Raw genomic sequence first — 24832 nt, forward strand, 5'->3', positions numbered from 1 at the left:
GCTCCGGGCGCTCGATCGCCTCATGATTTCACGCGGGGCCGGCACGGCCATGGTATGGCACCCCGAGACCCGCCCATGTTCATCCTCGCAGACCGCTGGCGCGACGGCTTCCTCGACTATCACCTTCCCGCGGATCAAGTCCGTATCCGCGTCCGCTGCTACTGGCCCCTTCAGAGGCTCGCGGACACCCAGCTTGCCCAGCCCCGGAGCCTCCGTCGGCTCCTGGCCTATGTGGTCGAGGTGGGCCCGCGGAACACCGCGAGGAAGGTCCGCTCGAGGCTCAAGGAGCGGGCCCGGAACGAGCAGTTCCTCGCGGTGGGCATCGGCGAGATCGTCGAGGGGCGCGCCTCGGACCTCGTCCCGGGCGACGGGGTGATCTTCGTGGCCCCGTGTCACCCTCGCGCGGTCGAGCGGATCGTGCTCCCCGCGGAGCTCGTGGCCCGCGCGCCGAGCGGGCTCCTCCAGCGATACCGGGGCTCGGAGGATGTCCACCTGTGCACGCGGCCGCCGGACAGGAACGCTGACGCCGGCGACATCGCAGGATGGAGCCCCTTCTCGGGCGAGGCGATCGGCGGCCGGGCGGCGCCGCTGCTCGAGTGGGCGACAGGGGCGCTCGCCCGCCTCGATCCGGCCAGCCTGCGCAAGCTGCCGCTCTCGCCCCCGAGCCCGGTGCGGGAGCGCTCGCCGCGCGCGCAGGGGAGCGAGCGCCCCAGCAAGACGGCCGTGCTCTTCGGGCTCGGGCATTATGCGAAGACGAACGTCCTGCCCAACATCGATCCGCGCATCCAGGTCCGCGCGATCCACGAGATCGACCCGACCCAGATCGGCCCGGTGCCGTCCGCCGGCCCCGCCCATGACACCAGCGCGACCCCCCGGCCCGACGAGGACTACGATGTCTACTGCATCGCCGGCTACCACGCGACGCACGCGGGCCTCGCCGCCCACGCGATCCGGCGCGGCGGGTACGCGGTCGTCGAGAAGCCGCTCGTGACCACGCGCGCCCAGCTCGACGATCTGCTCGCCGCGTGCCGCGCGCACCCGGGCCGCCTCTTCGGGTGCTTCCACATGCGCTATAACCCCCTCTGGGGCCTGGCGCGCGCGGACCTGAAGCTGCGTCCGGGGGAGCCGGTCCATTACAGCTGCGTCGTGTACGAGATCCCGCTCGCCCGGAAGCACTGGTACGAGTGGCCGAGCTCCCGGAGCCGGATCGTCAGCAACGGCTGCCACTGGCTCGATCACTTCCTGTTCATGAACGGCTTCTCTCCGCCCGTGCGCCGTCACCTCTGGCGCGGGGCGAACGGCGACTTCCACGTCAGCGTGGAGCTCGCGAACAGGGCCGTGTTCAGCATGGTGCTGACCGACATCGGCAGCCGCCGGATCGGCGTCCAGGATCACATCCAGCTGCGGGCCGGCGGGATCACGGTCCGGGTGGACAACGGGAGCCGCTACATGGCCGAGGACAACGACCGTGTGCTCCGCGTGGCGCGGATCAACAAGATGGAGAGCTACGCGACCATGTATCGCTCCATCAGCGAGAAGATCCTGCGCAACGAGCCGGCCGACCCGATCGAGTGGATCGAGCGGAGCACCTCGCTGATGCTCGATCTGGAGGACCTGGTGGAGCCGGCCACCGCGGTCGCGTCGGGCAAGCCGTCCGCCGCGGCCGCCTCGGCGCGCGGGCGCGCGGGCGCCGCGCCGTAGGACACGAGCTTCGGCTGACGCTACGCGAGGAGGCGTGACGTGCCCCGGTCGCGCGCGAGCGCGCCGGCGTGGAGCGCGCGCACCTCGTCGATCGCGCTGGCGTCCGCGGCCGTCTTGTCGGGGCGGTAGCGCTTGACGCGCGCGAAGCGGAGCGTGACCCCGCCGGGGTACCGCGAGCTCGCCTGCACGCCGTCGAGGGCGACCTCGACGACGAGCTCCGGCCGCACGTGGACCGTGGACGCGTCCCGCGCGATCTCGAGCTCCAGGAGCCTCTCCGTCTGCCATGAGAGCGCCTCGTCGGTCATGCCCTTGAAGGTCTTGCCGAGCATGACGAAGGCGCCCGCGGCCGGGTCGCGGGCGCCGAGGTGCAGGTTGCTGAGGAGCCCGCGGCGCCTGCCGCTGCCCCACTCCGCCGCGATCACGACGAGGTCGAGCGTGTGCGCGTGCTTGACCTTGATCCAGGAGCCGCCGCGCCGCCCGGCCTCGTAGGGCGCGGTGAGCGCCTTGGCCATCACGCCCTCGTGGCCCCGCGCCAGCGCGTCGGCGAAGAAGGCCTCGGCCTCGGCCGGCGTCGGCAGCTCGATGCGCGGGACCCGCAGCGATCGGTCGAGCACCTCGCGCAGGGCGGCGGCGCGCTCGCGGCCGGGCCGATCGAGCAGGTCCTCGCCGTCGAGGTGCAGCACGTCGAAGAACAGGGCGCGGAGCGGCAGCTGGGCGCGCAGCGCGGCCACGTCGAGGGCGCGACCGAAGCGGCGCATCGTGACCTGGAACGGGTGGGGCGCGCCGTCCTCGCGGAGCGCGATCGCCTCGCCGTCGAGCACGAGCGAGCGGACCGGGAGCGCCCGCACCGCCTCGACGATCTCGGGGACCGCCTTCGTGACCGGGTTGAGGCTGCGGCTGAAGACGCACACCTCGTCGCCCGCCTTGTGCACCTGCACGCGCGCGCCGTCGAGCTTCCACTCCAGGGCGACGGCGCGGAGCTGCTCGAGCGCCGTGGTCACGTCGTCGGCGGCCTGCGCCAGCATGGGCTGCACGGGGCGGAGGAGCTGGAGCGAGAATCGACGGACGCCGCTCGCCCCGTCGAGGAGCGCCGCCTTGGCCACCTCGGCGGCGTCGCCGGCGAGCATGACGGCGCGCCGGAGCGACGGCGCCGGCACCGACGCGGCGCGGGCGACGGCCTCGATCATGACCGCCTCGGGCGCGCCCTGACGGAGCTCGCCGACGAGGAGCCGGGTGAAGAAGTCGCGCTCCGGATCGGTGGCGCGGGCGAACAGACCGCCGAGCGCGGCGCGGCGCCGCGCCGCGGAGCCCGGCCCCGAGGTGCGGGCGATGTCGGTGAAGGCCGCGTCCGCCTCGGTGAGGGTGAGCGCGGGCGCGGCGGCCGCGGGCCCGGCGCGCCGGGCGTCGGCCATCATCGCGGGCCCGAGGCCGATGCGGCCCTGACGTAGCCGGCCGGCGAGCCAGTCGACGCCGATCTCCACCTCGTCGGGCGAGAGGCGGCGGAGCAGGCCGGCGAGCGCGCCGACCTTCTCGAGGCGGCGCGAGGTCGTGGCGACACGGTCGGAGGTGGTAACGAGATCGGAGACGAGCACCGGGCCCTACTATCCTACTCTGGCGCCCCGGGCGCGCCCGCTGTCGCAGCCCACGGACGAGCCCGGCGCGGGGGGCTCGCGGCAGGACCGAGGGGCCGCTCCCCGCTGGAGCATGGGAGAGCTCGGCGGCCGGGAACGCTCATCACGAGGCGTGGTGTGCGCCGACCGGAGTGGGAGGGTGTATAACGATGTGTCTGTGGGCCTCTGTGGCGAACAGAGTTGCTCCAGGATAGACAGATGGGCTACGCTGTGCGTTTGATGAGGCGTCGGCGTATCACTCCTCGGGAGCACCTGTCCGATACGCGGCCGGAGCACACCTTCCAGGAGGGGTCGAGCGTCGAGCGCAGCGATCCGGGCTCGTCCCGTCGGACCAGGCCCCCCTCCTCCGTGCCTGCGCATCCCGGCGGGTCCACCGTGCCCCCGGCCTCGACCTCTCGACCGCCTCCATCGCGCAAGGTGCGGACGATCGACGTCCTCGTTCAGGGGGCGACCGTGGAGCTCTTTCATTTTTACGGCGTCGCCATAGCGCCGGCGAGCATCGGAGATCTCCGCGAGGAGGCGCGCCTTCACGGCGATCCCGCGAGCACCGTCGATTTCTCAGCGCCAGGCTTCTCCGGCGTGCTGGCCCTGTCCGCGAATCCTGGCGTGTTTCGCTCCATGACGGGGTTGCCGCCGATGCTCGAGGGCACCGGCGACTGGATGCGCGAGGTGATGAATCAGCTCATGGGGAAGGTGAAGAGCCGCCTCGCCCGGTTCCAGGTCGCGCTTCACGCCGAGCTGCCGCAGCTGCGCCACCCGAGCGACGTGGATCGTCGGAACCGGAGCTGCAAGCAGCAGTTCTTCTATTCATTCCGGACGCTGAAGGGCGAGGTGCTCGTCACGTTGAGCGGCGACTTCGATGAGGGCTTCTTCGTGTTCTCGAACGCGTCCCCGCTGCCGCTCGATGGCAAGGTGATCTTGTTCTGAGCGCGCTCCCCGCGCCCCCCGGGCCGACCCGCGCCGAAGCCGGACTGGCCTCCGAGAGGACCGCTCGGTCGACTCCCCGCGATGCAGAGAAGAACCGCCATGGCGCCAACGACGCCAAGAAGAGAGGGGAAGGGTTGTCCCTCCATCTTCCCCTTCTACTTCCCTGGTTTCTTGGCGCCCTTGGCGTCATGGCGGTTCGCCTCTCGGCCCGACTTCCCGCAGTAGCGTTAGGCTCCGCCGCTCCCGCCGCTGCCTGTGGCGCCACCGCCGCTCCCGCCGCTGCCGGTGGCGTCGCCGCCGCTCCCGCCGCTGCCTGTGGCGTCGCCGCCGCTCCCGCCGCTGCCGGTGGCGTCGCCGCCGCTCCCGCCGCTGCCGGTGGCGTCGCCGCCGCTCCCGCCGCTGCCGGTGACGCCGCTGCTGGGGGCGCCGCCGCTGCCGGTGACGCCGCCCTCCGGGAAAGGTACAAAGCATGCGTTCGAGATGACGAGCTGGCCCGGATCGCAGGGATCCGAATCCCAGCATCCCACGAGCATCGCCGCGCAGACGGCGCCGACGGCGACGACCAGCGCCCCGCGGCGGACGGGCGGCTTGATGCGAGACGGCTGAAGGTCCATCGTTCGTTCCTCTCTTGACGGGCTCACGGCGGCACGACCTGGCCGTCGCGGATGCGCGCGATCACCTTGACGGTGGGGTTGACTTCGCTGGCGGCGACATACCCGATGCCGCCGGCCTCCTCGCCCACGACGCGGAGAACGGCGCTCGGATTCGCCACCTTGCGCGGCGGCCGCTCGCCGCCGCGGATCTTCCGATCGATCCAGTAGCGGGCGACGCCATCGGGATCGAGGCCCAGCACCGCCATGTCGAAGCGCTGGCGCAGCGGGGAGTCCTCGGGCAGGTTCACCGGCACCGCCGACCTGCCGTACCACTCCGTGCGCGTGGTCTGGAAGATCGGGCGGAGCGTGTCGCGCCCCGCCGCCCGCACAGGGTTGGACTGGTTGACGACGACGACGATCTCGTCCTCCACCGCGAACGACGGAGGCGCCGGGGTCATGCCGAGGAGGGCCAGGAGGAGAAGAAGGGATAAACGCTTCATGGTTGCGTCGAGCCTCTCTCAGAAAGCCAGGATCAGACGGGCGATCGCGGTCGTGTGGGAGACCGCTGGCTTCACGCTCTCGTGGCGCAGGGTGTCGAGGATCGTTTGCATCGCCTGGGTCCGAAGTGTGACGCTCGGGGTGATGTAAAAGTTCAAGCCTCCGCCCAGCTGGAACATGCTGTCGTGGTCGATGAACGGCGCGCGCAGGAAGGCGCCGATCACGTACGGCTCCATGTTCAGGAAGTCCATCCGGTGCGCCGCCAGCGCGTACGTGGAGGTCTTCCACGCGTCCGGCGGGTAGAACCCGGGCAACCCGTCGCCGGCGCGCTGGTCGTAGATCTGGCGGACGACCGCCGCCTCCGCCCGGAGGCGCGTCCTGCCGACGTCGAGCGAGACATCGCCGGCCCCGATGTACTCCCGGTACGACCATGTCGAGTGGGTCGTCCGATCGAGCTCGCCAAGCTGCTCGCCGGGCGTGTAGTCGACGACCCAGTCGCGGGCCTTGCTGAGGATGAACGAGGTCCCGAGCTTCAGCGCCAGCTTGCCGGGATCCTCGTAGCTGGCGTGCAGGCGGCCGCCGAACCCGCGGTCGTCGTCGAAGGAGAACGGCGCGTTCTCGGTGCGCCCGTTGCTCACATAGGCGTTGTACCCGAGCTCCCAGGGGCCCGCGAACACGCTGCCATACGCCATGATGCCGGTCTGCCGCGTGGGAAAGATGCTCGATGTGATGAAATAGGGGATGTCGGCGGTGATGAGCACCGGGCTCCCGTGGTCGACGTTGTAGATGCCGATCGGGGTGAAGAACTGCCCGACGCGCAGCTTGAAGAGGTTGAAGCGCGTCCAGTCGACGTGGGCGCGCTCGATCGCCACCAGCCCGCCGAAGGTGCTCGTCACGTTGAGCGAGGTCGAGTCGAGGGTCCCGAAATTCTGCGTGCCCGTCCGGTACAGCACGCCGGGCGGCGGCGGATTCACGGGGACCGGGGTGCCGCCGGGCGCGGTCGTGAACCTGAGCTCCCCGAGGAAGCGAAACTCCTTGCTTGGCTGCGCGTCGAGGTAGAGGTTCAAGTTCCCCACGACAAAGTTCAGGGCGTTCGATTGCGGCATGAGGGCCGCATGATCCAAGTTCTCGTCGATCCACGAGCGCTGGACGCCGACGTCGACGAATCCGTAGATCCGGAGCAGGTCTTTGTCGTCGTCCTCCTCCGGCGATAGCTGCGCGTCCTCGAGCGCCGAGAGGCGTTTCTCGAGCTCCGCCGCCCGCCGCTCCGCCGCGGCGAGCCGCTCGGCGATGGATGCCTCTCCACCCGCGGCGGCCGCTCCGGTCGTGGCGGGCGCCGCGGCGGCCGCTCCGGTCGTGGCGGGCGTCGCGGCGGCCTCTCCACCCGCGGCGGCCTCTCCACCCGCGGCGGGCGCTCCGGTCGCGGCGGGCGCTGCAGGCGCTCTGGCGTCCCCCGGCGCGGGGCCGGCGCCGGGGCTCTGCGCGTGCGCGAGAGAGGCCGTGACGAGCACTCCTCCGATCGCAACACCCGAAGCGCGTCCGAGCCGCCCTGCGCGCGCTCGCCGCTGTGAACTCCGACCCATCATCGTTCCTTTCTCGGTGCTCGCCGAGCCTCCGTTGCGGCACCAGCCGGCGCCGCACGCGCTCTTGCGGACTCGCGACCTTCACGCGTAGCATACACAGGAACGATCCGCGGTGGGGTTCGACACGCCCCGCCCTGATCACCGGCGCACCAGGGCACGTGAAACGTCGCAACAAGAAAGAGCCTGAATCACGAGGACGCACATGGTGCGCGCGGAAGGGCCGACGACGGCCCTCTGTCCAGGTGCCTCGATGATCGCATGCGACGTCCAATTCGTCCGATGCTCCAGGCGAGGGCGCGGCGCGGGGTCTCCGGCGCTCGCGCGGAGCCCCTTGTCGTGAAGCACACGAAGGGCGCGCGGCCTCTCCGCCGCACGGGCCATCCCAGGGGGACGAGTGTGCATGCCGAGATGGCGTAGCGCTTCGATTCGATTGAAGCTGTGGTCGCTCGCCGGCGTGCCCGTCGCGGGGGCCCTGCTCCTCTCGGCGATGATCGTCGGCGACGCGCGGCAGCAGGCGGCGAGGGCGGCGGCGATCGGCACGATCGAGGACCTCGCGCAGCTCTCGTCCAGGATGGCGGAGCCGCTGCACGCGCTCCAGAAGGAGCGGGCGTGGACCGCGGTGGTGGAGGGGCTGGAGGTCCGGCCTCCGGACACGAGCCACGCCGACGGCGCGCAGGGCCAGGCGCCGCCGCCCCACCGCGCCGCGGCGCTCCTGCGCGCGCGCGGCGAGCTCGCCGCCGCGCGGGCGGCGACCGACGCGAGCCTCGCCCACCTCGAGGCGTTCCTCGCCGCGCCCGCGCGCGACCTCTCCAGGCTCCCTTCGCCCCGGCTGGCCCGCTACCTCGCCGAGGCGCGCGCCCGCGTCGGCGAGCTCGCCGCCTTCCGGGATCAGGCCGACGCGAAGGCGGTGCCGCTCGACGGCGTGCTCAAGCTGTTCGGCGCCATCAACGTGAGCCTGATCCGGGCCAACGCGGGGCTGTCCGAGCTGAGCGACGAGGGCGAGCTCCTGCGCAGCATCCAGTCGATCGTCGCCGTGCACGAGCTCGCCGAGCGCGCCAGCCGCCAGCACGCGCTGCTCGCGCACACCTTCGCGTCCACGCAGTTCGAGCCGGGCGCCTTCAAGACGCTCGTGACGCTGATGACCGAGGAGCAGCTCTATCACGAGGTGTTCAGCGCCAACGCGTCGGACGCGGCGCGCGCGCTCTACCGCGCCGCCCGCTCGGACCCGCGCGCGCTGCGCGCCGACGAGCTGCGCTCCGCCGCGATCGCGTCGACGGACGAGGCGCTGTCCGTCGACCACGAGGTGTGGCTCGAGGCGCAGCAGGGGCGCCTCGACCGGCTCGCCGCGATCGGGCACGAGGCGATCTCCGGCATGCGGCGCGCCGCCGCGGCCAAGGTCGCGGAGACGCGGCGGACGGTGCGCAACGGCGTCGCGGTCTCGGCGTTCGTGCTCCTCATGTCGGTCGCGCTCGCGTTCGTCCTCGTGCGCGGGATCTCCCGGTCGCTCGAGGTGCTCGGCGAGGCCGCGGCCCACGTCCGGCGGACGCGCGACTACACGACGCGCGCCCGGAAGACCGCCGACGACGAGTTCGGGGCGCTCACGGACGCGTTCAACGAGATGCTGGCGGGCATCCAGGCGCGCGACGAGGTCCTCGAGGGCCACCGGCAGAACCTCGAGGCCGTCGTCGCGGAGCGCACCTCCGAGCTCGAGCAGCGCAACCGGGTGATGCGCCTCGTGCTCGACAACGTCGATCAGGCCCTGGTGACCATCCGCCGGGACGGCACGATGGACGCCGTGCACTCCGCCGCCTTCGAGCGCCTCTTCGGCGCGCCGGCGGCCGGGGAGCACTTCGCCGACCGCATCGCCGACCACGACCCCCGGGCCCGCGCGTTCCTCAGGATGGGGTGGGAGGCCGCCTGCGAGGGCTTCCTCCCGCTCGAGGTCGTCCTCGACCAGCTCCCGAAGGCCCTGCGCCGCGAGGGCCGCCACCTCGCGCTCGGCTTCAAGCCGATCCTGTCCCAGGACGGCCAGTTCAGCGGCGCGCTGATGGTGATCACGGACGTCACGTCCACGATCGACTCGCTGCGGGAGTACGAGCAGCAGCGCGAGTACATCAAGGTGTTCGAGCGCGCGGTGAAGGACCGGCTCGGCCTCCTCGGGTTCGTGAACGACACGACCAAGCTCGTGGACGCGGTGAGCTCGCGCGCGGTCACCGAGGTGGACCACGTGATGCGCGTCGTGCACACGATCAAGGGCAACGCCGGGCTCTGGGACGTGACGAGCGTGGCGGACGTGGCGCACGAGATCGAGAGCTTCGTCGTCGAGGAGCGCGCGCTGCCGTCCGACGAGCAGATCGGGGCGCTGCGGGACGCGTGGGGGGCGTTCGCGTCGCGCGTGAGCGGCCTGCTCGCCTCGACGGCGCAGGCCACGCGCGTCGACGTCGGCCACGAGGAGATCGAGGCCTTGCTCGAGATGGCGCGAGCGCGCCGGGATCCCGCCGAGCTGGAGCGGGCCATCGGGGCGCTCCGCGACGAGCGGACGGAGGTGCGCTTCAACCGGATGAGGGACCAGGCCGAGACCCTGGCGCGCAAGCTCGGCAAGCCGAAGCCCGCCGTGCGCATCGACGCCGGGGGCGTCCGGCTCCCTGCGCCGCGCTTCGCCGCGATGTGGCAGGCGCTGTGCCACGTCGTGCGCAACGTGATGGACCACGGCATCGAGATGCCGGAGGCGCGCGAGCGGGCCGGCAAGCCGCCGAACGGCGCGCTCACGCTCCGCTCGCGCGCGACGGCGGGCGAGATCGTCATCGAGATCGGGGACGACGGCGCGGGCATCGACTGGGGGCGGGTGCGCGAGAAGGCGGCCGCCGTCGGGCTGCCGAGCGCCACGCGGCGGGATCTCGAGGCCGCGCTGTTCTCCCCCGGCTTCAGCACCGCCGAGCAGGTCACGGACGTCTCGGGCCGCGGCGTCGGCCTCGGCGTCGCGCTCCACGAGTGCCGGCGGCTCGCGGGCCGGGTGGAGATCGAGACGGAGCGCGGCAAGGGGACGACCTTCCGCTTCCATTTCCCCCGGGAGCCGGGCGAGGCCGCCCCGTCCGCGGGCGCGCCGCCCTCTGCCTCGCAGGGGCCTGCGAGCGCGCGGGGCGCGCTCCTCGCCGGCCCCTCGCGCGGCGGAGCGAGCCCGGGCGCGGCAGAGGGCGCGGGCAGCCCGGATCGCGTGGCGTAGTGAGCGCATCGACAGTGCAGGGCGAGAGATCGAGGAGAGCGGAATGAATTCGGAGAGCTGGCACCGCATCTACGACGAGCTTGCGGCGTCGTGCGTCCACCTGTTTCGTGACAATGGCGTCGAGCTCCGGCTGGTCGAGGAGGCGGAGTCGGAGGCGACGCCCGGCAACGCGGTGGTCTCGTTCATCGGCTTCACGGGGGATCACCTCTGCGGGAGCCTGACGATCGTCGCGCCCGTGCCGCTCATCACGCGCTGCCACCCGCTGCGGGACCGGCGCGAGCTCGACGAGGACATGGTGTGCGACTGGGCGAGCGAGCTCGCCAATCAGCTCCTCGGGCGGGTGAAGAACCGCCTCCGCCCCCTCGGGCTGGTCGTCGTGCTCTCGACGCCGAGCGCCGCGATCGGCGAGCACCTGCGCGCCAGGGAGGAGCAGAACGAGGGCTTCCGGCGGCTCGTCTTCGACGCGGGGATCGACCGGCTCGCCGTGCTGTTCGACGCGCGCGCCCAGGACACGACGCTGAAGCTGAAGGAAGTGATCACGCCCGATCCGCAGCGCGAGGGCGAAGTGCTGCTGTTCTGAGCCGCGGGGCAGCGCGCGCCAAAGGAGACACGATAGATGGCCAAGAAGATTCTTCTCGTCGAGGACTCGAACACGGTCCGCCAGCAGGTCGGTATCCTCCTGTCGGGCGCGGGGTATGGCATCGTGGAGGCGGACAACGGCCGGGACGCGGTCGCCGCGGTCGCCGCCCACAAGGACGATCTGGCCATGATCATCGCGGACGTGAACATGCCGGTGATGAACGGCATCGAGATGCTGGAGAGCCTGCGGGAGAAGGGCCTCGCGTCCGGCCTGCCGATCCTCATGCTCACCACCGAGGGGCAGCCCGAGCTCATCGAGAAGGCCCGGAAGGCCGGCGCAAAGGGCTGGATCATCAAGCCGTTCAAGCCTGACCTGCTGCTCGCCGCGGTGAAGAAGCTCGCCGGCGAGCCCTGATGTCCGGCGTCCCGGGGCGGTCCACGGGGGGCCGGCCGCGTCCACCCCGGACGGCACGTTCGCTCCGTTTAGTTGACCTCCGCCGCGGGCCTTGATACCGGGTTGGCGGTCAGCGCGCCGTGGGCAGGTGAACACGGCGGGCGGGCGCAGTTTTCCTCAACCTCAGCTTCAGGAATACCGCCCTCCGCTGCAGGGCCGCCGCGGTTTGTGGCCTCGAAAGCAGCTGGCCTGGTTTTTGCGCAGCACCTCTCTGGCAGCTTGGCTGTACCGGGAAGGAGCTGGCGTGGTGTTGGTGTTCGCACGGGAAGGCGACGGAGGTTCTTCGATGGTGGAGCGGCAAGTCCGGAGGCGGGTCGGCGTCGTGATGGGCGGCTCGTCGGGTGAGCGCGAGGTGTCCCTGCGCTCGGGGGCGGCCGTCGCCGAGGCGCTGGAGGCGCGCGGGCACGATGTCGTCCGGATCACGCTCGGGGACCGGTTCGGCACGGAGCTCTGCGCCACGCTGCAGCGCGCGCGGCTCGACGCGGCGTTCCTGGCCCTGCACGGCCGGCTCGGCGAGGACGGCTGCGTGCAAGGCGTCCTGGAGCTCGCGCAGATCCCGTACACCGGGTCGAGCGTGCTCGCGAGCGCCCTCGCGATGGACAAGCTCAAGGCGAAGGAGATGTTCCGCCTGCACAACGTACCGACGCCGCCCTACTACACGGTGGACGCGCGCCAGGACCTGGAAGATCTCGAGTCGATCCACGGCTCGTTCGGGTTCCCGGTCATCGTCAAGCCGCGCGGCGAGGGATCGAGCCTCGGCGTGACCAAGGCCGCGTCGCTCGAGGAGCTCGGGGCCGCGCTCGCGCTCGCGTTCGAGTTCGACGACGCCGTGATCGTGGAGCGGTTCGTGGCGGGGACCGAGGTCAACGTGGGGATCCTGGACGGCAAGGTCCTCGGCGCCATCGAGATCGTCCCGAAGAAGGGCCTCTATGATTACGAGGCGAAGTACACGCCGGGCATGACCGAGTACCACATGCCGGCGCGCCTCCCGCCGACCCGGTACCGCGGGGTGCTCAACCTGGCGGAGCGCGCGGCCCAGGCGCTCGGCTGCACCGGCGCGGTGCGGGTGGATCTGCTCGTGACGGGCGGAGAGAACGAGTACGTGCTCGAGGTGAACACCCTGCCGGGCATGACGCCGACGAGCCTGCTGCCGAAGATCGCGGCGGCGTCAGGCTACGAGTTCGGCGACCTGTGCGAGGCCATCCTGGCGAGCGCCCGGCTGCACCAGCCGGTGCGGCGCCGCGCGCCCGCCGCCTCGGAGCTCCGGCTGAGCGAGCGGGGCCGGGCGGAGAAGCGGCTGCGCCTCCTCAAGTCGGCGGTCTGAGGGCGGACGCCCAGGGGCTCGTCCAGGGCCCCGATCCATCGCCGCCCGCCCTGATTCACGGGACGGGGGCCGTCTCATCCTGTCAGACAGGGAGTCACAGCGCCGGCTGGAGGCGGGCGCCGGCGCGCGCTCGCGACGCCCGGGTCCGTCGGCGTCGCGAGCTCCTCGCGGCGCTACTCGGTGAACAGCTTGAGGTCGACGGCGCCCGCCATCGTCTCGTAGCCCTTCGAGTTCAGGTGCAGCCAGTCGTTCTCGAACAGGAACTCTTCGCGCAGCCTGCTCGGGTCGTTGGGGTCGCGCACCGCGGCGTCCAGATCGATGACCGCGTCGTACCGGTCGCTCGTGCGGATCCACTCGTTGACCTTCTGACGGGCCGCCTCGTGCTCGGGGCTGTAATAGCCGTTGCCGTTGAACGGCAGGATCGGCACCCCGTAGGCCTTCATCCCCTTGTCGTGCGCCTTGTCGATGAAGGTCTCGTAGGCCTCGATCAGGCGGTCGGCGACGTTCGGATCCGAGCTGGTGCCGATGTCGTTCACGCCCTCGTACACGATGAGCCAGCGAGCCCCGCGCTGGCCCAGGACGTCGCGGTCGAAGCGCTCCAGGGCGGTCGGCCCGAGCCCTCCGGTGAGCACGTTGTTCCCGCCGATCCCCAGGTTCAGCACGGCCACGTTGGCGGTCGCCTCGTTGGCGCGCAGCCGCCGGGACAGGTAGTCCGGCCAGCGGGTGTTCTCGTCCGTGATCGAGCCGCGACCGTCGGTGATCGAGTCGCCCAGGATGACGACCGCCCCGGCCGAGGGATCCGCCGCGACGTCGAGGCCGGTGATGTAGTACCAGTGAGCGGTCGCCACCGGCGACGACAGCGTCGCTGACGAGACCCCGTTACCGGTCTGCAGGTACGAGTTGGTCCGCGAGCCCGGGTGCCCGGTGATCCCGCTCGGCACGGCGCCGAACTTGATGGTCACCGCGAGCTTGGTGAGGGGCTTGACGGCATAGTCGACCGGATCGGAGAAGACGGTCTCGCCCTTCGGGATGGTCACGGACGGCTCTCCCGCGAAGGTCAGCGCCGTGTCGGTCTCCACCTCGATGCCGTCCGCGGTCGTCGAGTCCGCGATGTGGACGGCCTCCATGGTCACCGGACCGTCGCCGAACTCGTTCGACAGCAAGAGCCGCACGGAGCTGCCCCCGATCGAGGTGTAAATCACCTGGCGCAGCGTGTTGTTGGTGAGGCCCGGCTCTGGAGGATTGTTGTGGGGCTCGGTCAGCTGCGGGCCGGTCGTCCAGGTCCCGACCCAGTGCGCCTCGGCCTCGCCGCCGGCGCCGCCCCCGCCCGCGGTGCCGCTGGACACGTCCGTCCCGCCGGTTCCATCCGCGCCGCCCTGGTTGCCGCCGGTGCCGTCGGCGCCTCCTTCGCCGGAGGAGGACGAGCCGCCGCCGCCATCCGACGTGCCCCCGCCGCCCGCGGTGCCGGAGGTCGTCGTCGCGCCGCCCGTGCCCGTCGTGCCGCTCGACGTCGTGGCGTCGGAGGAGTCATCGCCGCAAGCCGGGATCAACAAGAACAGCAGAGCCCAAAGAGTTTTTCTCATGGTCCTATACGCTCGTGAGGTTGCTTCGTTCGTGATCGATCGAGCCATCCCGCGGCGCAGCGACCTCAGGCCCTCTGCTCCTTCAGCCCATCCGGCTCAAGGTCGGGATATCCCCATCGATCCACTTGGCCTTGTCAAGAGTGACGCTCCGTGTTGGCGAACACGCTCATTGACGAGTGAATCCCCTTAACATGCGAGGGATCGAGGGACTACTCGTTTCGTCGCCTGGAGATCGCGCAGCGGGGGGATCGCCCGAAGAGGTCACGTTACGATCGGTAACACGCCGGAGGCGTCGCGCTACGATCGGTAACATGGGCGAGACCGCGGTAGGACCGCTCACGCGGGGTCCGACCGCGCGAGGCGGCGCGCGCCGTGCCGCGTCACGCGCGCGCGCCGGCGACGAGGCGCCCGGGGGGGCTGGCGGTGCGTTCAGCGCGGCGGCCCCCCTCGGCCGGGAGGGCAGGAGCGCGCCTCAGCTCAGACCATCGATGTGCAGATACCCACCTTGGGATGATACACGCCGATCCTGCGCTTCCCTCTCCGCGTCTCGGGCGTGACGAGGACGACCATGCTCTTGACGAGCGGCGCATCGGCGCGAATCCGCACGTGCTCGCCGGAGACGACGACGTGCCATATCTTCACCGTCGTGAACCTCGTCACCACGACGCCCTCGTACACCTGGGCGGCCGAGGGGGCGCCGCGCAGCGCGACCTGGCAGGCGGCGTAGCAGCCGAGCCCCTGGTACAGCAGCAGGAGCGGCGCGGCGGCCAGCGAGAACCAGAACGCCATCGCGATGGCGTCGATGTGCAGGAACAGCGAGCTCGCCACGAGGAGCCCGCCCCAGAAGAGCAACCCGGCCCCGAGGCCGGCGAGCTGGTGCCGCGCGTGCCACAGGGCCGCCCAGCGACGCGGGGGCGGGTCGCGGAGCGCCTCGGGCAACCGGATCGCGGGGAGCGGCTCCATCGTGCAGCCTCGACATACCCTTTCAGCCAGCGGACCTCAACCGGCCATCGCGGCCGAGCTCCCTCACCGGCCCCGGCCGCCGGCCGAGGGGGGCTGTGCCGCGGAGCCCTGCCCGCCGCCGATCCCCCTGGAAAGCGGTCCCCGATCGCGCAGGATCCAGCGGACCATGAGCCCCCTGCGCAACCGCAAGATCGTCCTCGCCGCCCGGCCGGTCGGCGAGCCCAGGACGTCGGATTTCGAGCTGGTCGAGGAGGAGCTCCCCGCGCCCGGCGCGGGCCGCGCGCTGCTCCGCACGCTCTACCTCTCGCTCGACCCGTACATGCGTGGCCGCATGAGGGTTGGCAAGTCGTACGCGCCGCCGCTCGAGATCGGCGAGGTGATGGTGGGGGGCACCGTCAGCGAGGTGCTCCAGTCCAGCGTCGCGGGCCTGTCGCCGGGAGACATCGTCGAGGGGCAGACCGGCTGGCAGGCGTACGCGATCTCCGACGGCGGCGGCCTGCGCAAGGTGGATCCCGCGCTGGGCCCGGTGTCGACCGCGCTCGGGGTGCTGGGGATGCCGGGCATGACGGCGTACACCGGGCTGCTCAACCTGGGTCAGCCGAGGCCGGGCGAGACCGTGGTGGTCGCCGCGGCCTCGGGGGCGGTGGGCTCGGTCGTGGGGCAGATCGCCAAGATCAAGGGGTGCCGGGCGGTCGGCATCGCCGGCGGGCAGCGCAAGTGCGAGCACGTGGTGAACGAGCTCGGGCTCGACGCCTGCGTCGACCACCACCGCCCCGACCTGGCCGAGCGCCTGAAGGACGCCTGCCCGGCCGGCATCGACGTGTATTTCGAGAACGTCGGAGGCGCCGTGTTCGACGCGGTGCTGCCGCTCCTGAACCCCTTTGCCCGGGTGCCGGTCTGCGGCCTCATCGCCCATTACAATGACGCCGCGCCCCCGCCCGGCCCCGATCGGCTCCCGGGCCTCATGCAGCTCGTGCTCATGAATCGCCTGACGCTGCGCGGCTTCATCGTCAGCGACTTCGCCGAGCAGTTCCCCGAGTTCCTCCGCGTCACGAGCCGCTGGCTCCAGGAGGGCCGCCTCCGGTACCGCGAGGACATCGTCGACGGGCTCGAGAGCGCGCCCGAGGCGTTCATCGGGCTGCTCAAGGGCAAGAATTTCGGCAAGCTGCTCGTGCGCGTCGCGTCCTGACGGCGCCACGTCGCCATGCCGTCTTCAGCGCAGGGGGGTGATCGCTGCCGCGATGACGGACCATGGATGGCAGTCGCCGGAGGATCTCACCCGGTCAGCGACATCGACCTCACCGCGAGCCACGCTGCGGCGGAGAGGATATCCCGGCGGAGCGCCGGGGAGATGCGGCGCTGTGGCGACGGCGCGTCGAGTTGCCCCTCGCTCGAAATTTGTTCGTGCGCGCGGACCTGGGTTAGTCGAGCCGTGTACCCGAAAGGAGAGACGACGAGATGAGCTCGAAGCGCAAGACCCCGGCCCGCACGAAGACCACGAAGGCCCGGAGCCCGCTCGCTGCCCCGGTCGCCTCGGCGGCGCCGAGCGCCGCGCCGAAGGATCGCGGGGCCGTTGCCCCCTTTGCCGTCGAGGCGCCCTCTCCGGCCGCGGGGCGCGCGGCCTCGCTCAAGATCGCGCCCCCGCCCGTGTCGCGCGAGGAGCGGCACCGCATGATCGCCAGCGTGGCCTATGGATATGCGGAGAGGGCCGGCTTCCGGAACAACCCCGTGGAGGACTGGCTGAGGGCCGAGCGCGAGGTCGACGCGCGGCTCGAGCGCCTCGCGAGCTGAGGGCCCCGCGGCGGCGCGCGGGCGCAGCGCGCCGCCGCCCCGGCGCCCGCCGTGGGCCACGGACGACAGGCACGCTCCCCGCGACGACGCCGCGCGGCGGATGCGCGGGGAGGACCGGGAGCGCCGGGGGGCGCGCCGTCCCGCGGGCGCCCGTGCGCGCGGCGCCCACACGATGGGCCGCGCGGCGCCCGGCCTGCGCGCGGCGGCCGGCCGCCCCGCCGGGAGCTTCGAGGCTCGTAGCGGCGCCGCAGGATGGGTATTCTCGTGATCCTGCGCGGGCGGTGCGCCCGCGCAGCGCTGCCCGCGCGCGCCCTGGTCGCCTGGACCGCGAAGATTCGCACATCGGTACTTGCGCCATGCACTCAGGTCACGTCATCGCCAACCGCTTCCAGCTGGAACGCCTCGCGGGCTCCGGCGGGATGGGCGCGGTGTGGCGGGCGCTGGACCGGGAGAGCGGCCATGTCGTCGCGCTCAAGGTGATCTTCAACCAGGGCAGGGAGCACGTCGTGCGCTTCCAGCGGGAGGCGCGCCTGCTCGCCGAGCTCGAGCACCCCGCCGTCGCCCGCTACATCGACCACGGCGTCACCTCGGACGGGCTCTACTACCTCGCGATGGAGTGGCTCGAGGGCGAGGACCTCGGCGAGCGGCTCTCGCGCGGCCCGCTCGGGATCGAGCCGAGCCTCATGCTGGTCGGCCGCGTCGCCGAGGCGCTCGCCGCCGTCCACGCGCGCGGCATCGTGCACCGCGACCTCAAGCCGACCAACGTGTTCCTGCCCGGCGGCGACATCGGCGGCGCGAAGCTCATCGACTTCGGCATCGCGCGCCAGGCCGACGCGACCTACGAGCTCACCCTCACCGGCTCGGCGATCGGCACGCCCGCTTACATGGCGCCGGAGCGGGTCCGCGGCGACCTCGACGTCGACGCCCGCGCCGACCTCTACTCGATCGGGTGCCTCCTGTTCGAGTGCATGACCGGCCGGGCGCCGTTCGTGGCCCAGCACCCGCTGTCGGTGCTCGCCAAGGTCCTGTTCGAGGCGGCGCCGCGCCCGAGCGCCTTCTGCCCGAACATCCCGCCGCCGCTCGATCTGCTCGTGACGCGGCTGCTCGCCAAGAACCCGGCGGAGCGCCCGGCCGACGCCGGCGAGGTCGCATCCGAGCTCCGGATGCTCAGCGCCATCGAGGGCAGCATGTCGTCCGGCAGCGGCCTGCCGACCCCCGCGCTGACGAAGAGCGAGCGGCGGCTCGTCAGCGTCGTCCTCGCGGCCGAGATGCGCGCGGGCCGGCGCGGGCCGCCCTCGACCCGGCCCCAGGCGGGCCCGGGCGCCGGCGCCCGCCCGCCGAGGGCCGGCGACACGATGCTCTCCTCGGGCGCGGGCGATCCCGTCGCCCCCGGCGGCAAGGAGGCCTCGCCCCCGGGCGCGCACGCGCCGGCGCCGCCGGTGCGGCACAGGCCCGCCCCGCCGCCCTCGACCTCGTTCCACGAGGTGCGGCAGGCGGCGCAGGCCCACGGCGCCGCCCTGGAGGTGCTCGCCGACGGCTCGGTCGCCGCGGTCGTCGCCGGCGCGGGCTCGCCGACCGACCTCGCCGCGAACGCCGCCCGCTGCGCCCTGTCGATCCACGCGCTCCTGCCCGGCGCGTGGGTGGCGCTGGCGACCGGCTGGGACGTCATCGCCGGGACGCAGGCGGTGGGGCAGGTCATCGATCGCGTGGGCGCGCTGCTCGACGCGCGCGTCCGCAACGCCGCGGAGGACCCGGGCTCGGGCCGGCCCGTGCTCATCGACAGGATGACGGCCGCGCTGCTCGGCGATCGCTTCGACGTCGCCGCGGGCAGCCAGGGCACGACGCTGCTCGGCGCGCGCGCGCAGCCGGGGCTCTCGGCCGCGCGCACGCTGCTCGGCAAGCCGACGCCGTGCGTGGGGCGCGAGCGGGAGCTGCGCGCGCTCGAGGATCTGGTCGACGAGTGCGCCTCCGAGGGGGTCGCGCGCGTGGTGCTGGTCACGGCCGGGGCCGGCGTGGGCAAGTCGCGCCTGGGCCACGAGCTGATCCGGCGCGTCGAGGCGCGGAGCGAGCCGGTCGAGGTGTGGTGCGCGTACGGCGATCCGATGCGCGCCAGGGCGCCCTTCGGGCTGGTCGCGCAGATCGTGCGGCGCGCGGCGGGGATCGCCGACGACGAGCCGCTCGAGGAGCGGCGGCGGAAGCTCGCGGCGCGGGTCGCCCGGCACGTGGACGCGGCCGCGCGGGAGCGCGTCACCGAGCTGCTCGGCGAGATGATCGGGGCGCCGTTCCCGGAGAGCCCGTCGCTCTGCGCGGCCCGGCAGGAGCGCGCGGTGATGGAGGAGCAGATGCGGCGCGCGTGGCTCGATTTCCTGCGGGCCGAGTGCGACGCGCGGCCGGTGCTGATCGTGCTGGAGGACCTGCACTGGGGCGATCGCGGCACGGTGGACGCCATCGACGCGGCGCTCCGGCAGCTCCGGCAGAGGCCGCTCCTGGTCCTGGCGCTGGCGCGGCCCGGCGTGCGCGAGGCGTTCCCGGACCTGTGGGAGGAGCGCGAGGCGACGGAGATGCGGCTCGGGGAGCTCTCGCGCCGCGCGTGCGAGCGGATCGTGCGCGAGGTCCTCGGCGACGCGCTCCCGGACGAGGAGGTCGCGGCGCTCGTCGACCGCTCGGCGGGCAACGCGTTCTTCCTCGAGGAGCTCGTGCGGGCGGCGGCGGAGCGGCGGTCGGGCGAGGTGCCGGAGACGGTGCTCGCGATGATGCAGTCGCGGATCGCGGCGCTCGAGCCCGAGGCGCGGCGGGTGCTGCGGGCGGCCGCGGTGCTCGGCGAGGTGTTCTGGCGCGGGGCGCTGGAGGCGCTGCTCGGCGGGGGCGCGCAGGTGCCGCAGCTCGAGTCGTGGCTGCTCACGCTCGAGAAGCGCGAGCTCATCGTGCCGCGGTCCGAGTCGATGATCCACGGCGAGGCGGAGCTCGCGTTCCGCCACGCGCTGGTGCGCGACGCGGCCTACGAGATGCTGACCGACGCCGACCGGGCGCTCGGGCACTGGCTGGCGGCCGAGTGGCTGGAGCGGGCGGGCGGGGAGGACCCGGCGGTGCTCGCGCTCGTCGATGGGCACCTCGCGCGCGCGGCGGACGAGGCGCTCGCGCTGGGCAAGGGCGACGGCGCCGCGGGGCACCTCGCGCGCGCGGCGGGCGTCCGCGTGCGCCTCGGCCGGTTCGACGCGGCGATCGCCGCGATGACGCGGGCGTTCGAGCTCTGCGACGTGGCGCGGCGCGATCCGGAGGAGCTCGGCCGGTGGGTCGCGACGCTCTCGGAGGCCGTCGGCCACGCGCGCCGCGCGCCGTCGCTGCCCGCGGCCTCGGACCGCATCCTGTCGCGCATCGACGCGGCCGCCCCGCTCGAGCTGCGGGTGAGGAGCCGCGTCGAGCTCGCGCGCGCGCTCGGCGCGACCGACCGGTCCCGGATGTCGCACGACCTGCTCGACGCCGCCCTCGAGATGGCCCTCGATGACCGCGACCTCCTGCGCGAGGCGCTGAGGGTCGATCTCGAGGTCTCGTGCATGCAGGGGCAGCTCGCGCGCGCGCGGCGCGCGGCGCTGGACCTCGACGCGCTCGGGCCGGTCGACGACTCGGGGGCCCGGATGTACATCGCGTACCTCGACGGCGTGGAGGGGGTGGGGGACGCGCGCGCGCGGCTGAAGGAGCTCATCGAGCAGGCGGAGGCGGGGTGCTCCTGGCACGACGTGCTGCGCGGCCGCTGGGCGGCGGCGATGCTGCTGAAGGACGCGCGCGACGACGCGCTGGCGCGGCGCGAGTTCGAGGATCTGCTCGAGCTGAGCGTGCGGCTCGGGGATCCGCTGATGGAGCGGGACGCGCGCGCGTGGCTCGAGCGGGCCGGGGCGTGAGCGGCTGACGGGGCGGCTCGAGCGGGCCGCGCGGTGAGGCGCGGCGGCCGCGGAGGCGCGGCGGCCGCGTCGAGGGCGCGCGGGGCGCGCCGGGTACAGCGCAGCGACCTGGGGAGAGAGGCCGCCGGGGGGGCTGAAGGCACGGGACGGTGGCGGCCAGGAAGCCCGGGGACGCCCGGGGATGGGCGCGCCGTGCCGGCACCCGGCGGAGTGACACGACGTGTGCCCGGACGTTTACAGGAGAGCATGCGAAGGCTCTGGACGGTGCGACCCACGTCCATGGTGGTGTTCTCGGATAGGTTCCGTTTGACGTCGAATCCTGTCATCAGAAGAATGGCCCGCGTCGCCACGTTGCTCGCATCCTGCGGAAGAGGGGAGGGGATCGATGAGGACGACAGGCCGGCAGATCCTATCGGCGACAGGGCTCGCACTCGTTCTCGGTGCCGTTCCGGCGCAGGCCGACGCATCGGAGCTGAGCGCCGGAATTGGCTTGGGGTGGATCCAGGCTGGCACCGCGACGCGCCTCGCGGTCAGCCCGCATGCGGGAATATCGTGGCGCATCAAGAGCAACATCCTGTTTCATGTTCACGACCTGTTCAGCGTCGTGCCATCAATCCAGATAGGTGGGGCCGGTGTCTACAATAGCGCCATGGTCGCTCTCCGATGTGGTTGGAAAAATGGCGATTTCAGCGTGGGGCCATCGTTTGCGATCTACTACATGCCGGCATGCGGAAGTGCCTTGTGTGGGCACGTTGCCGGGATGGCGGCAGGCGCGCATGCGCAAACCAACGCGTACGTTGCCGGACCGCTCGGCGTGTCGGTGAGCGCGAACGTGGACTGGATCGGCGGGAGCAGCCTTGTGCTCCCAGGTTACGTGTCGGTGCTTGTTGTCGCCGGCCCCGTGCTTCGATGGAGTGTAAAATGAACACAAAAAGAATTTTGCTACCGATTCTGGCTATCGCCGTCTGGCTGCTAGCGGCATGCAACTGGACGGTAGGAGACTGTTATCCCCGCGAGGAGTGGGAAGGGGGTACAGGTGGAGGTGGCCCAGTCGGACCGCCCGTTCCCATCTACACCACCTCCGCATCCGGTGACTTCGGGGCGGACCCGCAAGGTGGTGGCGAGCGGAAGATCGCGTGCAACGAGTGGGACCTCGAAGACGAAGAGGAGAGACCGAGCGACACCTCGGAGAGGCCGACAAACAGACCGGAGAGCTCGCAAGATCCGTGCCCTGAAGTCGGCGACATGGCCGGAGACGGAGCGACCTTCTTGAGCTGTAGCGATGCATGCAGCTCGAAGTGTCCGCCTGGAATGGCTCAATTCATACACGTAGATTTCGATCCGTCGGAATTCCGGTTCGTCACCATTGTCAAGGATGACGGCAAGGACGAAGGCGGCGGGTGGCAAGAGGCCAAGGCCAACCTGAAGTTCGAGCACGCTGATGTTCCGGGCGGCACCAACACCTGGTACTGTGCGTTCACCATCAAAATGCCGATCCGGACCAAGGAGATGGAACTAATCGATCCGGGACGTGCAGCCAGCCTCAGTGAAGAAATTACGGAGTATGTTGCATACAACATGCGCAGGGACTATGAACTACCGCCGGGGATCTTCTGTAGAAGGTTTATCGACAATGCGGACGCTGCGTTTAAGTTCAGGTACCCGGACCTCGGCGCCAGGGTGACGAAATGATGATGGTGTCTCGAGCCGAGCTGCTCGATGTCGTCTACCGCTTCTATCCGCGGGGCGTGCGCAACTTCGATCGCATCTACGTGCCTCCCAACGAGCCCTTCTACGACGACACGGAGGAGCACCGCCGCTTGGTGGAAGCCGCGAACCGCGGGCGAGCGGAGTACCCAACATGGAAAGCGATGATTCGCCGTCTGGGGGATCGATACCGCCTTCAAAACGAGTCGCTCAACCTGTTCGCGGGAGGGGTTGATCCCGCCTACTCGGCCCGCATCTATCGCCCCAAGGACTTCGAGCCCGCTCCTTCGCTCAGAAGGAGGGCTTCGCTCAGCTTCCACGTGAGCCTCCTTGGGCCCTATTATGGGATCCACGACAGGGGCGAGCCCGACGCGATATCGGCGGCGGTCGCAGAAGAGATCGAGGTCACATACCACGGCTACCAGACGATCCCGCCGGAGCTTGGTAATGAGGTGGTGCCGGATGTGGAGATGGACGGGGCGCCGATGGGCGAGGCGACGATCTACGTGTGTCTCTTCTCGGTCGTGTGGACTTGGGTGGATCCGTAGCGGTTCCCCTGGGTGGACGCCGCCTGCATGGCCGAGCACGCTATGGGATGGACGGAGCAGACACATCGGTTTCATGATTGTGATTCTATGAAACACAGCATCGATGAGCTGTTTGGTATTATTTATCGATACTATCCCCGTGGGGTCGGGATCACCGATGATGGCGATATCGACGTCGAGCGCTGCAGGCACACGGAGGAGCACGACCGACTCGTGGCCGCGCGGATCCAGGCATCGAAGGGAGAGCGATGGCGCTCCATGCGGCGTCGCCTCGAAGACGGATTTCCTGGTAGGTTCATGAATCATTCGCTTTATCTCGCCGCCGGCGACAGCGACGCCTGCTACTCTTTTGCGATCGATATGCCGGAGTCCACGGGGCGAGTGCTGTGGTTTCACGTGAGCTTTTTGGTTCCTTACTACATTGTCCATAGCTCGAGCACGGTCGATATCGTGAAGCAAACGATGGAGTCCTTCTCGGTCGACTTTCGAGGTCTACATTTCATCGTTCCGCGCAGCCCGCTCGATCCGAGGTTCGTCTCGCGTCCGGACGATAGCCAAAAATTCGCCATCATCAGGAGGGAGTACGCCACCTTCGATCTCTTGCCCGACGAGCAGCCGTGCGCGGCGTGGATTTCCAGCGACATCGAAGCTACCTTCGGTTGCGAACGCATGCCGCCGGAGATCGGGACCATGCTCGTGCCGGACGTGATGCCGGGCCTGCGTCTCCCAGGGGAGGCTAGACTCTACGATTGCCTGTTCACGGACTATCACATGTGGGTGGAGCCATCGCCGTCTGATGTGCCGGCACCCGGCGTCCGGATCGAAGAGAGCAACCTGACAGAGTCGGTCGTCGCGGTGCTTACCGTGCTCGCGGTGCTCTATCGCATCTTGTGGGCTTTGATGCCAGAGATGCAGCGCGGTTCTTGTTACTGCATAGTCGAAACGAATGGAGTCCTGCGCAAAGAGGATGTGGTAGAGGTTCTTGCGGAGATTCGCGTGCTCCTTGAGCCGCCGAAGACTTCATTCGGCATCGCTGCGAAGCGCGAGCTCGACGCCGCCACGCGCGAGCTCGAAGCGCTGGTCGCTGGGTGGGACGGTGAAGGCGAACCGCCGGCCACCATGGTCGCTTGGGCCTCCAGCTTCCTGGATAACTGGCTCGCGGGCGCGGATCCCGGGGCGTCCTCGTAGCCGACGTGGAGATCCGCGCCGTCCTCCCGGGGCGTGACCGCGGCTATTCGGGAAACCGAAGCGTCTCGTGGGCCTCGCCGCTCTCTCCCACCGTCGTGCTGCCATCGTGGTTCCAACTCGTGCCGCCCTTGCCCGGCTGCCCGGTCTCGATGGTGACGTTCTCGAGCGTGAGCTGGTCCTCGTCGAGGTAGGCGATGCCGATCGTGTCGCCGCCGCGCCCCGGGCCGCCGTAGCCGCCGGGCCCTCCTTGGCCGCCCCGGCCGCCGTAACAGGCGCCGAGTTCATCCCCCGGCGCTCCGCCCGGTGCGCCTCGACCGCCTCGGCTGCCTTCCTGGGGGGGCCCGCCGTCGCCGCCATAGCCGCCGGTGACCGTCGTGATCACGCTGTCGCGCACGGTCACCCGGGCGTGAAGCGCGAGGAGGCCGATGGTCGGATGTCCGTTCGCTCCCCCGCGGCCCCCGCGACCTCCGCAACCGCCGGCCCCGCCTGAGCCTCCGCCGGCGCCTCCCTTGGAGGCCACGCCGCACACGGCAAGCCCGCCCCGGCGACCGCCGCCGCCGCCGCCGCCCTGCCCCGGCGTGCCCCAGCGGCCCCGACCGGCAGCCGGCGCCAGCGGGTTAGCAAGCGCTCGCGCGAGCCG

The 24832-nt window shown here is 71.3% G+C and carries 19 protein-coding genes and 1 pseudogene; 13 read left to right on the top strand and 7 right to left on the bottom strand.

Features of this window, described 5'->3' with window-relative positions; translation table 11 throughout:
* Window positions 1-75: 75 nt before the first annotated feature.
* Window positions 76-1701 carry a Gfo/Idh/MocA family protein gene (locus WMF31_RS07010; RefSeq protein WP_436601178.1) on the top strand — a complete coding sequence of 542 codons (1626 nt, stop codon included), beginning with the start codon at window positions 76-78 and terminating at the stop codon, window positions 1699-1701.
* Window positions 1702-1721: 20 nt separating this feature from the next.
* On the opposite strand, the gene WMF31_RS07015 is transcribed toward WMF31_RS07010, so the two are convergent.
* Complete coding sequence (locus WMF31_RS07015) at window positions 1722-3293, bottom strand: ATP-dependent DNA ligase (protein ID WP_436601179.1); 1572 nt, start codon at window positions 3291-3293, stop codon at window positions 1722-1724.
* Window positions 3294-3749: 456 nt separating this feature from the next.
* On the opposite strand from WMF31_RS07015, the gene WMF31_RS07020 reads away from it, so the two are divergent.
* On the top strand, window positions 3750-4259 hold the full coding sequence (locus WMF31_RS07020) for a chemotaxis protein CheX (protein WP_436601180.1): 510 nt from the start codon (window positions 3750-3752) through the stop codon (window positions 4257-4259).
* Window positions 4260-4486: 227 nt separating this feature from the next.
* On the opposite strand, the gene WMF31_RS07025 is transcribed toward WMF31_RS07020, so the two are convergent.
* The 3 genes from WMF31_RS07025 to WMF31_RS07035 are packed head-to-tail and all read right to left on the bottom strand — an operon-like array spanning window position 4487 to window position 6861.
* Complete coding sequence (locus WMF31_RS07025; RefSeq protein WP_436601181.1) at window positions 4487-4873, bottom strand: hypothetical protein; 387 nt, start codon at window positions 4871-4873, stop codon at window positions 4487-4489.
* Between the two features lie 23 nt (window positions 4874-4896).
* Window positions 4897-5352 (bottom strand): hypothetical protein, encoded by a 456-nt coding sequence (locus WMF31_RS07030; RefSeq protein ID WP_436601182.1) that lies wholly within the window; start codon window positions 5350-5352, stop codon window positions 4897-4899.
* A gap of 18 nt (window positions 5353-5370) precedes the next feature.
* Window positions 5371-6861 (bottom strand): hypothetical protein, encoded by a 1491-nt coding sequence (locus WMF31_RS07035; protein ID WP_436601183.1) that lies wholly within the window; start codon window positions 6859-6861, stop codon window positions 5371-5373.
* A gap of 502 nt (window positions 6862-7363) precedes the next feature.
* Here WMF31_RS07035 and WMF31_RS07040 point away from each other — a divergent pair.
* The 4 genes from WMF31_RS07040 to WMF31_RS07055 all read left to right on the top strand — a co-directional run bounded on the left by WMF31_RS07040 (window position 7364) and on the right by WMF31_RS07055 (window position 12513).
* On the top strand, window positions 7364-10156 hold the full coding sequence (locus WMF31_RS07040) for a nitrate- and nitrite sensing domain-containing protein (RefSeq protein WP_436601184.1): 2793 nt from the start codon (window positions 7364-7366) through the stop codon (window positions 10154-10156).
* Between the two features lie 43 nt (window positions 10157-10199).
* Window positions 10200-10736 carry a chemotaxis protein CheX gene (locus tag WMF31_RS07045; protein WP_436601185.1) on the top strand — a complete coding sequence of 179 codons (537 nt, stop codon included), beginning with the start codon at window positions 10200-10202 and terminating at the stop codon, window positions 10734-10736.
* Window positions 10737-10772: 36 nt separating this feature from the next.
* A complete protein-coding gene (locus WMF31_RS07050; RefSeq protein ID WP_436601186.1) occupies window positions 10773-11150 on the top strand; it encodes a response regulator in 378 nt (125 codons plus the stop codon).
* A 325-nt stretch (window positions 11151-11475) separates the two neighbouring features.
* A complete protein-coding gene (locus WMF31_RS07055; protein WP_436601187.1) occupies window positions 11476-12513 on the top strand; it encodes a D-alanine--D-alanine ligase in 1038 nt (345 codons plus the stop codon).
* Between the two features lie 173 nt (window positions 12514-12686).
* Here WMF31_RS07055 and WMF31_RS07060 read toward each other — a convergent pair whose 3' ends face one another.
* A complete protein-coding gene (locus WMF31_RS07060) occupies window positions 12687-14096 on the bottom strand; it encodes an SGNH/GDSL hydrolase family protein (protein WP_436601188.1) in 1410 nt (469 codons plus the stop codon).
* Window positions 14097-14573: 477 nt separating this feature from the next.
* The gene (locus WMF31_RS07065) at window positions 14574-15059 is read right to left on the bottom strand and encodes a hypothetical protein (RefSeq protein ID WP_436601189.1); all 486 of its coding nucleotides are present in this window, start codon (window positions 15057-15059) and stop codon (window positions 14574-14576) included.
* A gap of 166 nt (window positions 15060-15225) precedes the next feature.
* Between WMF31_RS07065 and WMF31_RS07070 the strand changes: the two genes are divergently transcribed.
* The 7 genes from WMF31_RS07070 to WMF31_RS07100 all read left to right on the top strand — a co-directional run bounded on the left by WMF31_RS07070 (window position 15226) and on the right by WMF31_RS07100 (window position 24192).
* The gene (locus tag WMF31_RS07070) at window positions 15226-16248 is read left to right on the top strand and encodes an NADP-dependent oxidoreductase (protein WP_436601190.1); all 1023 of its coding nucleotides are present in this window, start codon (window positions 15226-15228) and stop codon (window positions 16246-16248) included.
* Between the two features lie 269 nt (window positions 16249-16517).
* Window positions 16518-16850, top strand: coding sequence for a DUF2934 domain-containing protein (locus WMF31_RS07075; protein WP_436601191.1), 333 nt, complete (start codon window positions 16518-16520; stop codon window positions 16848-16850).
* 356 nt (window positions 16851-17206) lie between these two features.
* On the top strand, window positions 17207-20749 hold the full coding sequence (locus tag WMF31_RS07080) for a protein kinase domain-containing protein (RefSeq protein WP_436601192.1): 3543 nt from the start codon (window positions 17207-17209) through the stop codon (window positions 20747-20749).
* A 385-nt stretch (window positions 20750-21134) separates the two neighbouring features.
* Complete coding sequence (locus tag WMF31_RS07085) at window positions 21135-21674, top strand: hypothetical protein (RefSeq protein WP_436601193.1); 540 nt, start codon at window positions 21135-21137, stop codon at window positions 21672-21674.
* Entirely contained in the window at window positions 21671-22441 is a 771-nt protein-coding gene (locus WMF31_RS07090; protein WP_436601194.1) for a hypothetical protein, read from the top strand. Before WMF31_RS07085 ends, WMF31_RS07090 begins: the two co-directional genes overlap by 4 nt.
* Window positions 22438-23004 (top strand): hypothetical protein, encoded by a 567-nt coding sequence (locus WMF31_RS07095; protein WP_436601195.1) that lies wholly within the window; start codon window positions 22438-22440, stop codon window positions 23002-23004. Before WMF31_RS07090 ends, WMF31_RS07095 begins: the two co-directional genes overlap by 4 nt.
* A gap of 87 nt (window positions 23005-23091) precedes the next feature.
* The gene (locus tag WMF31_RS07100; protein WP_436601196.1) at window positions 23092-24192 is read left to right on the top strand and encodes a hypothetical protein; all 1101 of its coding nucleotides are present in this window, start codon (window positions 23092-23094) and stop codon (window positions 24190-24192) included.
* A 43-nt stretch (window positions 24193-24235) separates the two neighbouring features.
* On the opposite strand, the pseudogene WMF31_RS07105 reads toward WMF31_RS07100, so the two are convergent.
* A pseudogene (locus WMF31_RS07105) lies at window positions 24236-24793 on the bottom strand (hypothetical protein); the annotation flags it as partial.
* Window positions 24794-24832: the final 39 nt, after the last annotated feature.

It is taken from the genome of Sorangium sp. So ce1036, assembly GCF_051369805.1.
Classification (GTDB): Bacteria; Myxococcota_A; Polyangia; order Polyangiales; family Polyangiaceae; genus Sorangium; species Sorangium cellulosum_F.

Excerpts from the sequence above, each read along its gene's own strand:
- WMF31_RS07080 (WP_436601192.1), top strand. The coding sequence starts at position 17,207 with ATGCACTCAGGTCACGTCATCGCCAACCGCTTCCAGCTGGAACGCCTC.
- WMF31_RS07050 (WP_436601186.1), top strand. The coding sequence starts at position 10,773 with ATGGCCAAGAAGATTCTTCTCGTCGAGGACTCGAACACGGTCCGCCAG.
- WMF31_RS07025 (WP_436601181.1), bottom strand. The coding sequence starts at position 4,873 with ATGGACCTTCAGCCGTCTCGCATCAAGCCGCCCGTCCGCCGCGGGGCG.
- WMF31_RS07030 (WP_436601182.1), bottom strand. The coding sequence starts at position 5,352 with ATGAAGCGTTTATCCCTTCTTCTCCTCCTGGCCCTCCTCGGCATGACC.
- WMF31_RS07085 (WP_436601193.1), top strand. The coding sequence starts at position 21,135 with ATGAGGACGACAGGCCGGCAGATCCTATCGGCGACAGGGCTCGCACTC.
- WMF31_RS07010 (WP_436601178.1), top strand. The coding sequence starts at position 76 with ATGTTCATCCTCGCAGACCGCTGGCGCGACGGCTTCCTCGACTATCAC.
- WMF31_RS07055 (WP_436601187.1), top strand. The coding sequence starts at position 11,476 with ATGGTGGAGCGGCAAGTCCGGAGGCGGGTCGGCGTCGTGATGGGCGGC.
- WMF31_RS07045 (WP_436601185.1), top strand. The coding sequence starts at position 10,200 with ATGAATTCGGAGAGCTGGCACCGCATCTACGACGAGCTTGCGGCGTCG.
- WMF31_RS07100 (WP_436601196.1), top strand. The coding sequence starts at position 23,092 with ATGAAACACAGCATCGATGAGCTGTTTGGTATTATTTATCGATACTAT.
- WMF31_RS07095 (WP_436601195.1), top strand. The coding sequence starts at position 22,438 with ATGATGATGGTGTCTCGAGCCGAGCTGCTCGATGTCGTCTACCGCTTC.
- WMF31_RS07075 (WP_436601191.1), top strand. The coding sequence starts at position 16,518 with ATGAGCTCGAAGCGCAAGACCCCGGCCCGCACGAAGACCACGAAGGCC.
- WMF31_RS07090 (WP_436601194.1), top strand. The coding sequence starts at position 21,671 with ATGAACACAAAAAGAATTTTGCTACCGATTCTGGCTATCGCCGTCTGG.
- WMF31_RS07065 (WP_436601189.1), bottom strand. The coding sequence starts at position 15,059 with ATGGAGCCGCTCCCCGCGATCCGGTTGCCCGAGGCGCTCCGCGACCCG.
- WMF31_RS07070 (WP_436601190.1), top strand. The coding sequence starts at position 15,226 with ATGAGCCCCCTGCGCAACCGCAAGATCGTCCTCGCCGCCCGGCCGGTC.
- WMF31_RS07060 (WP_436601188.1), bottom strand. The coding sequence starts at position 14,096 with ATGAGAAAAACTCTTTGGGCTCTGCTGTTCTTGTTGATCCCGGCTTGC.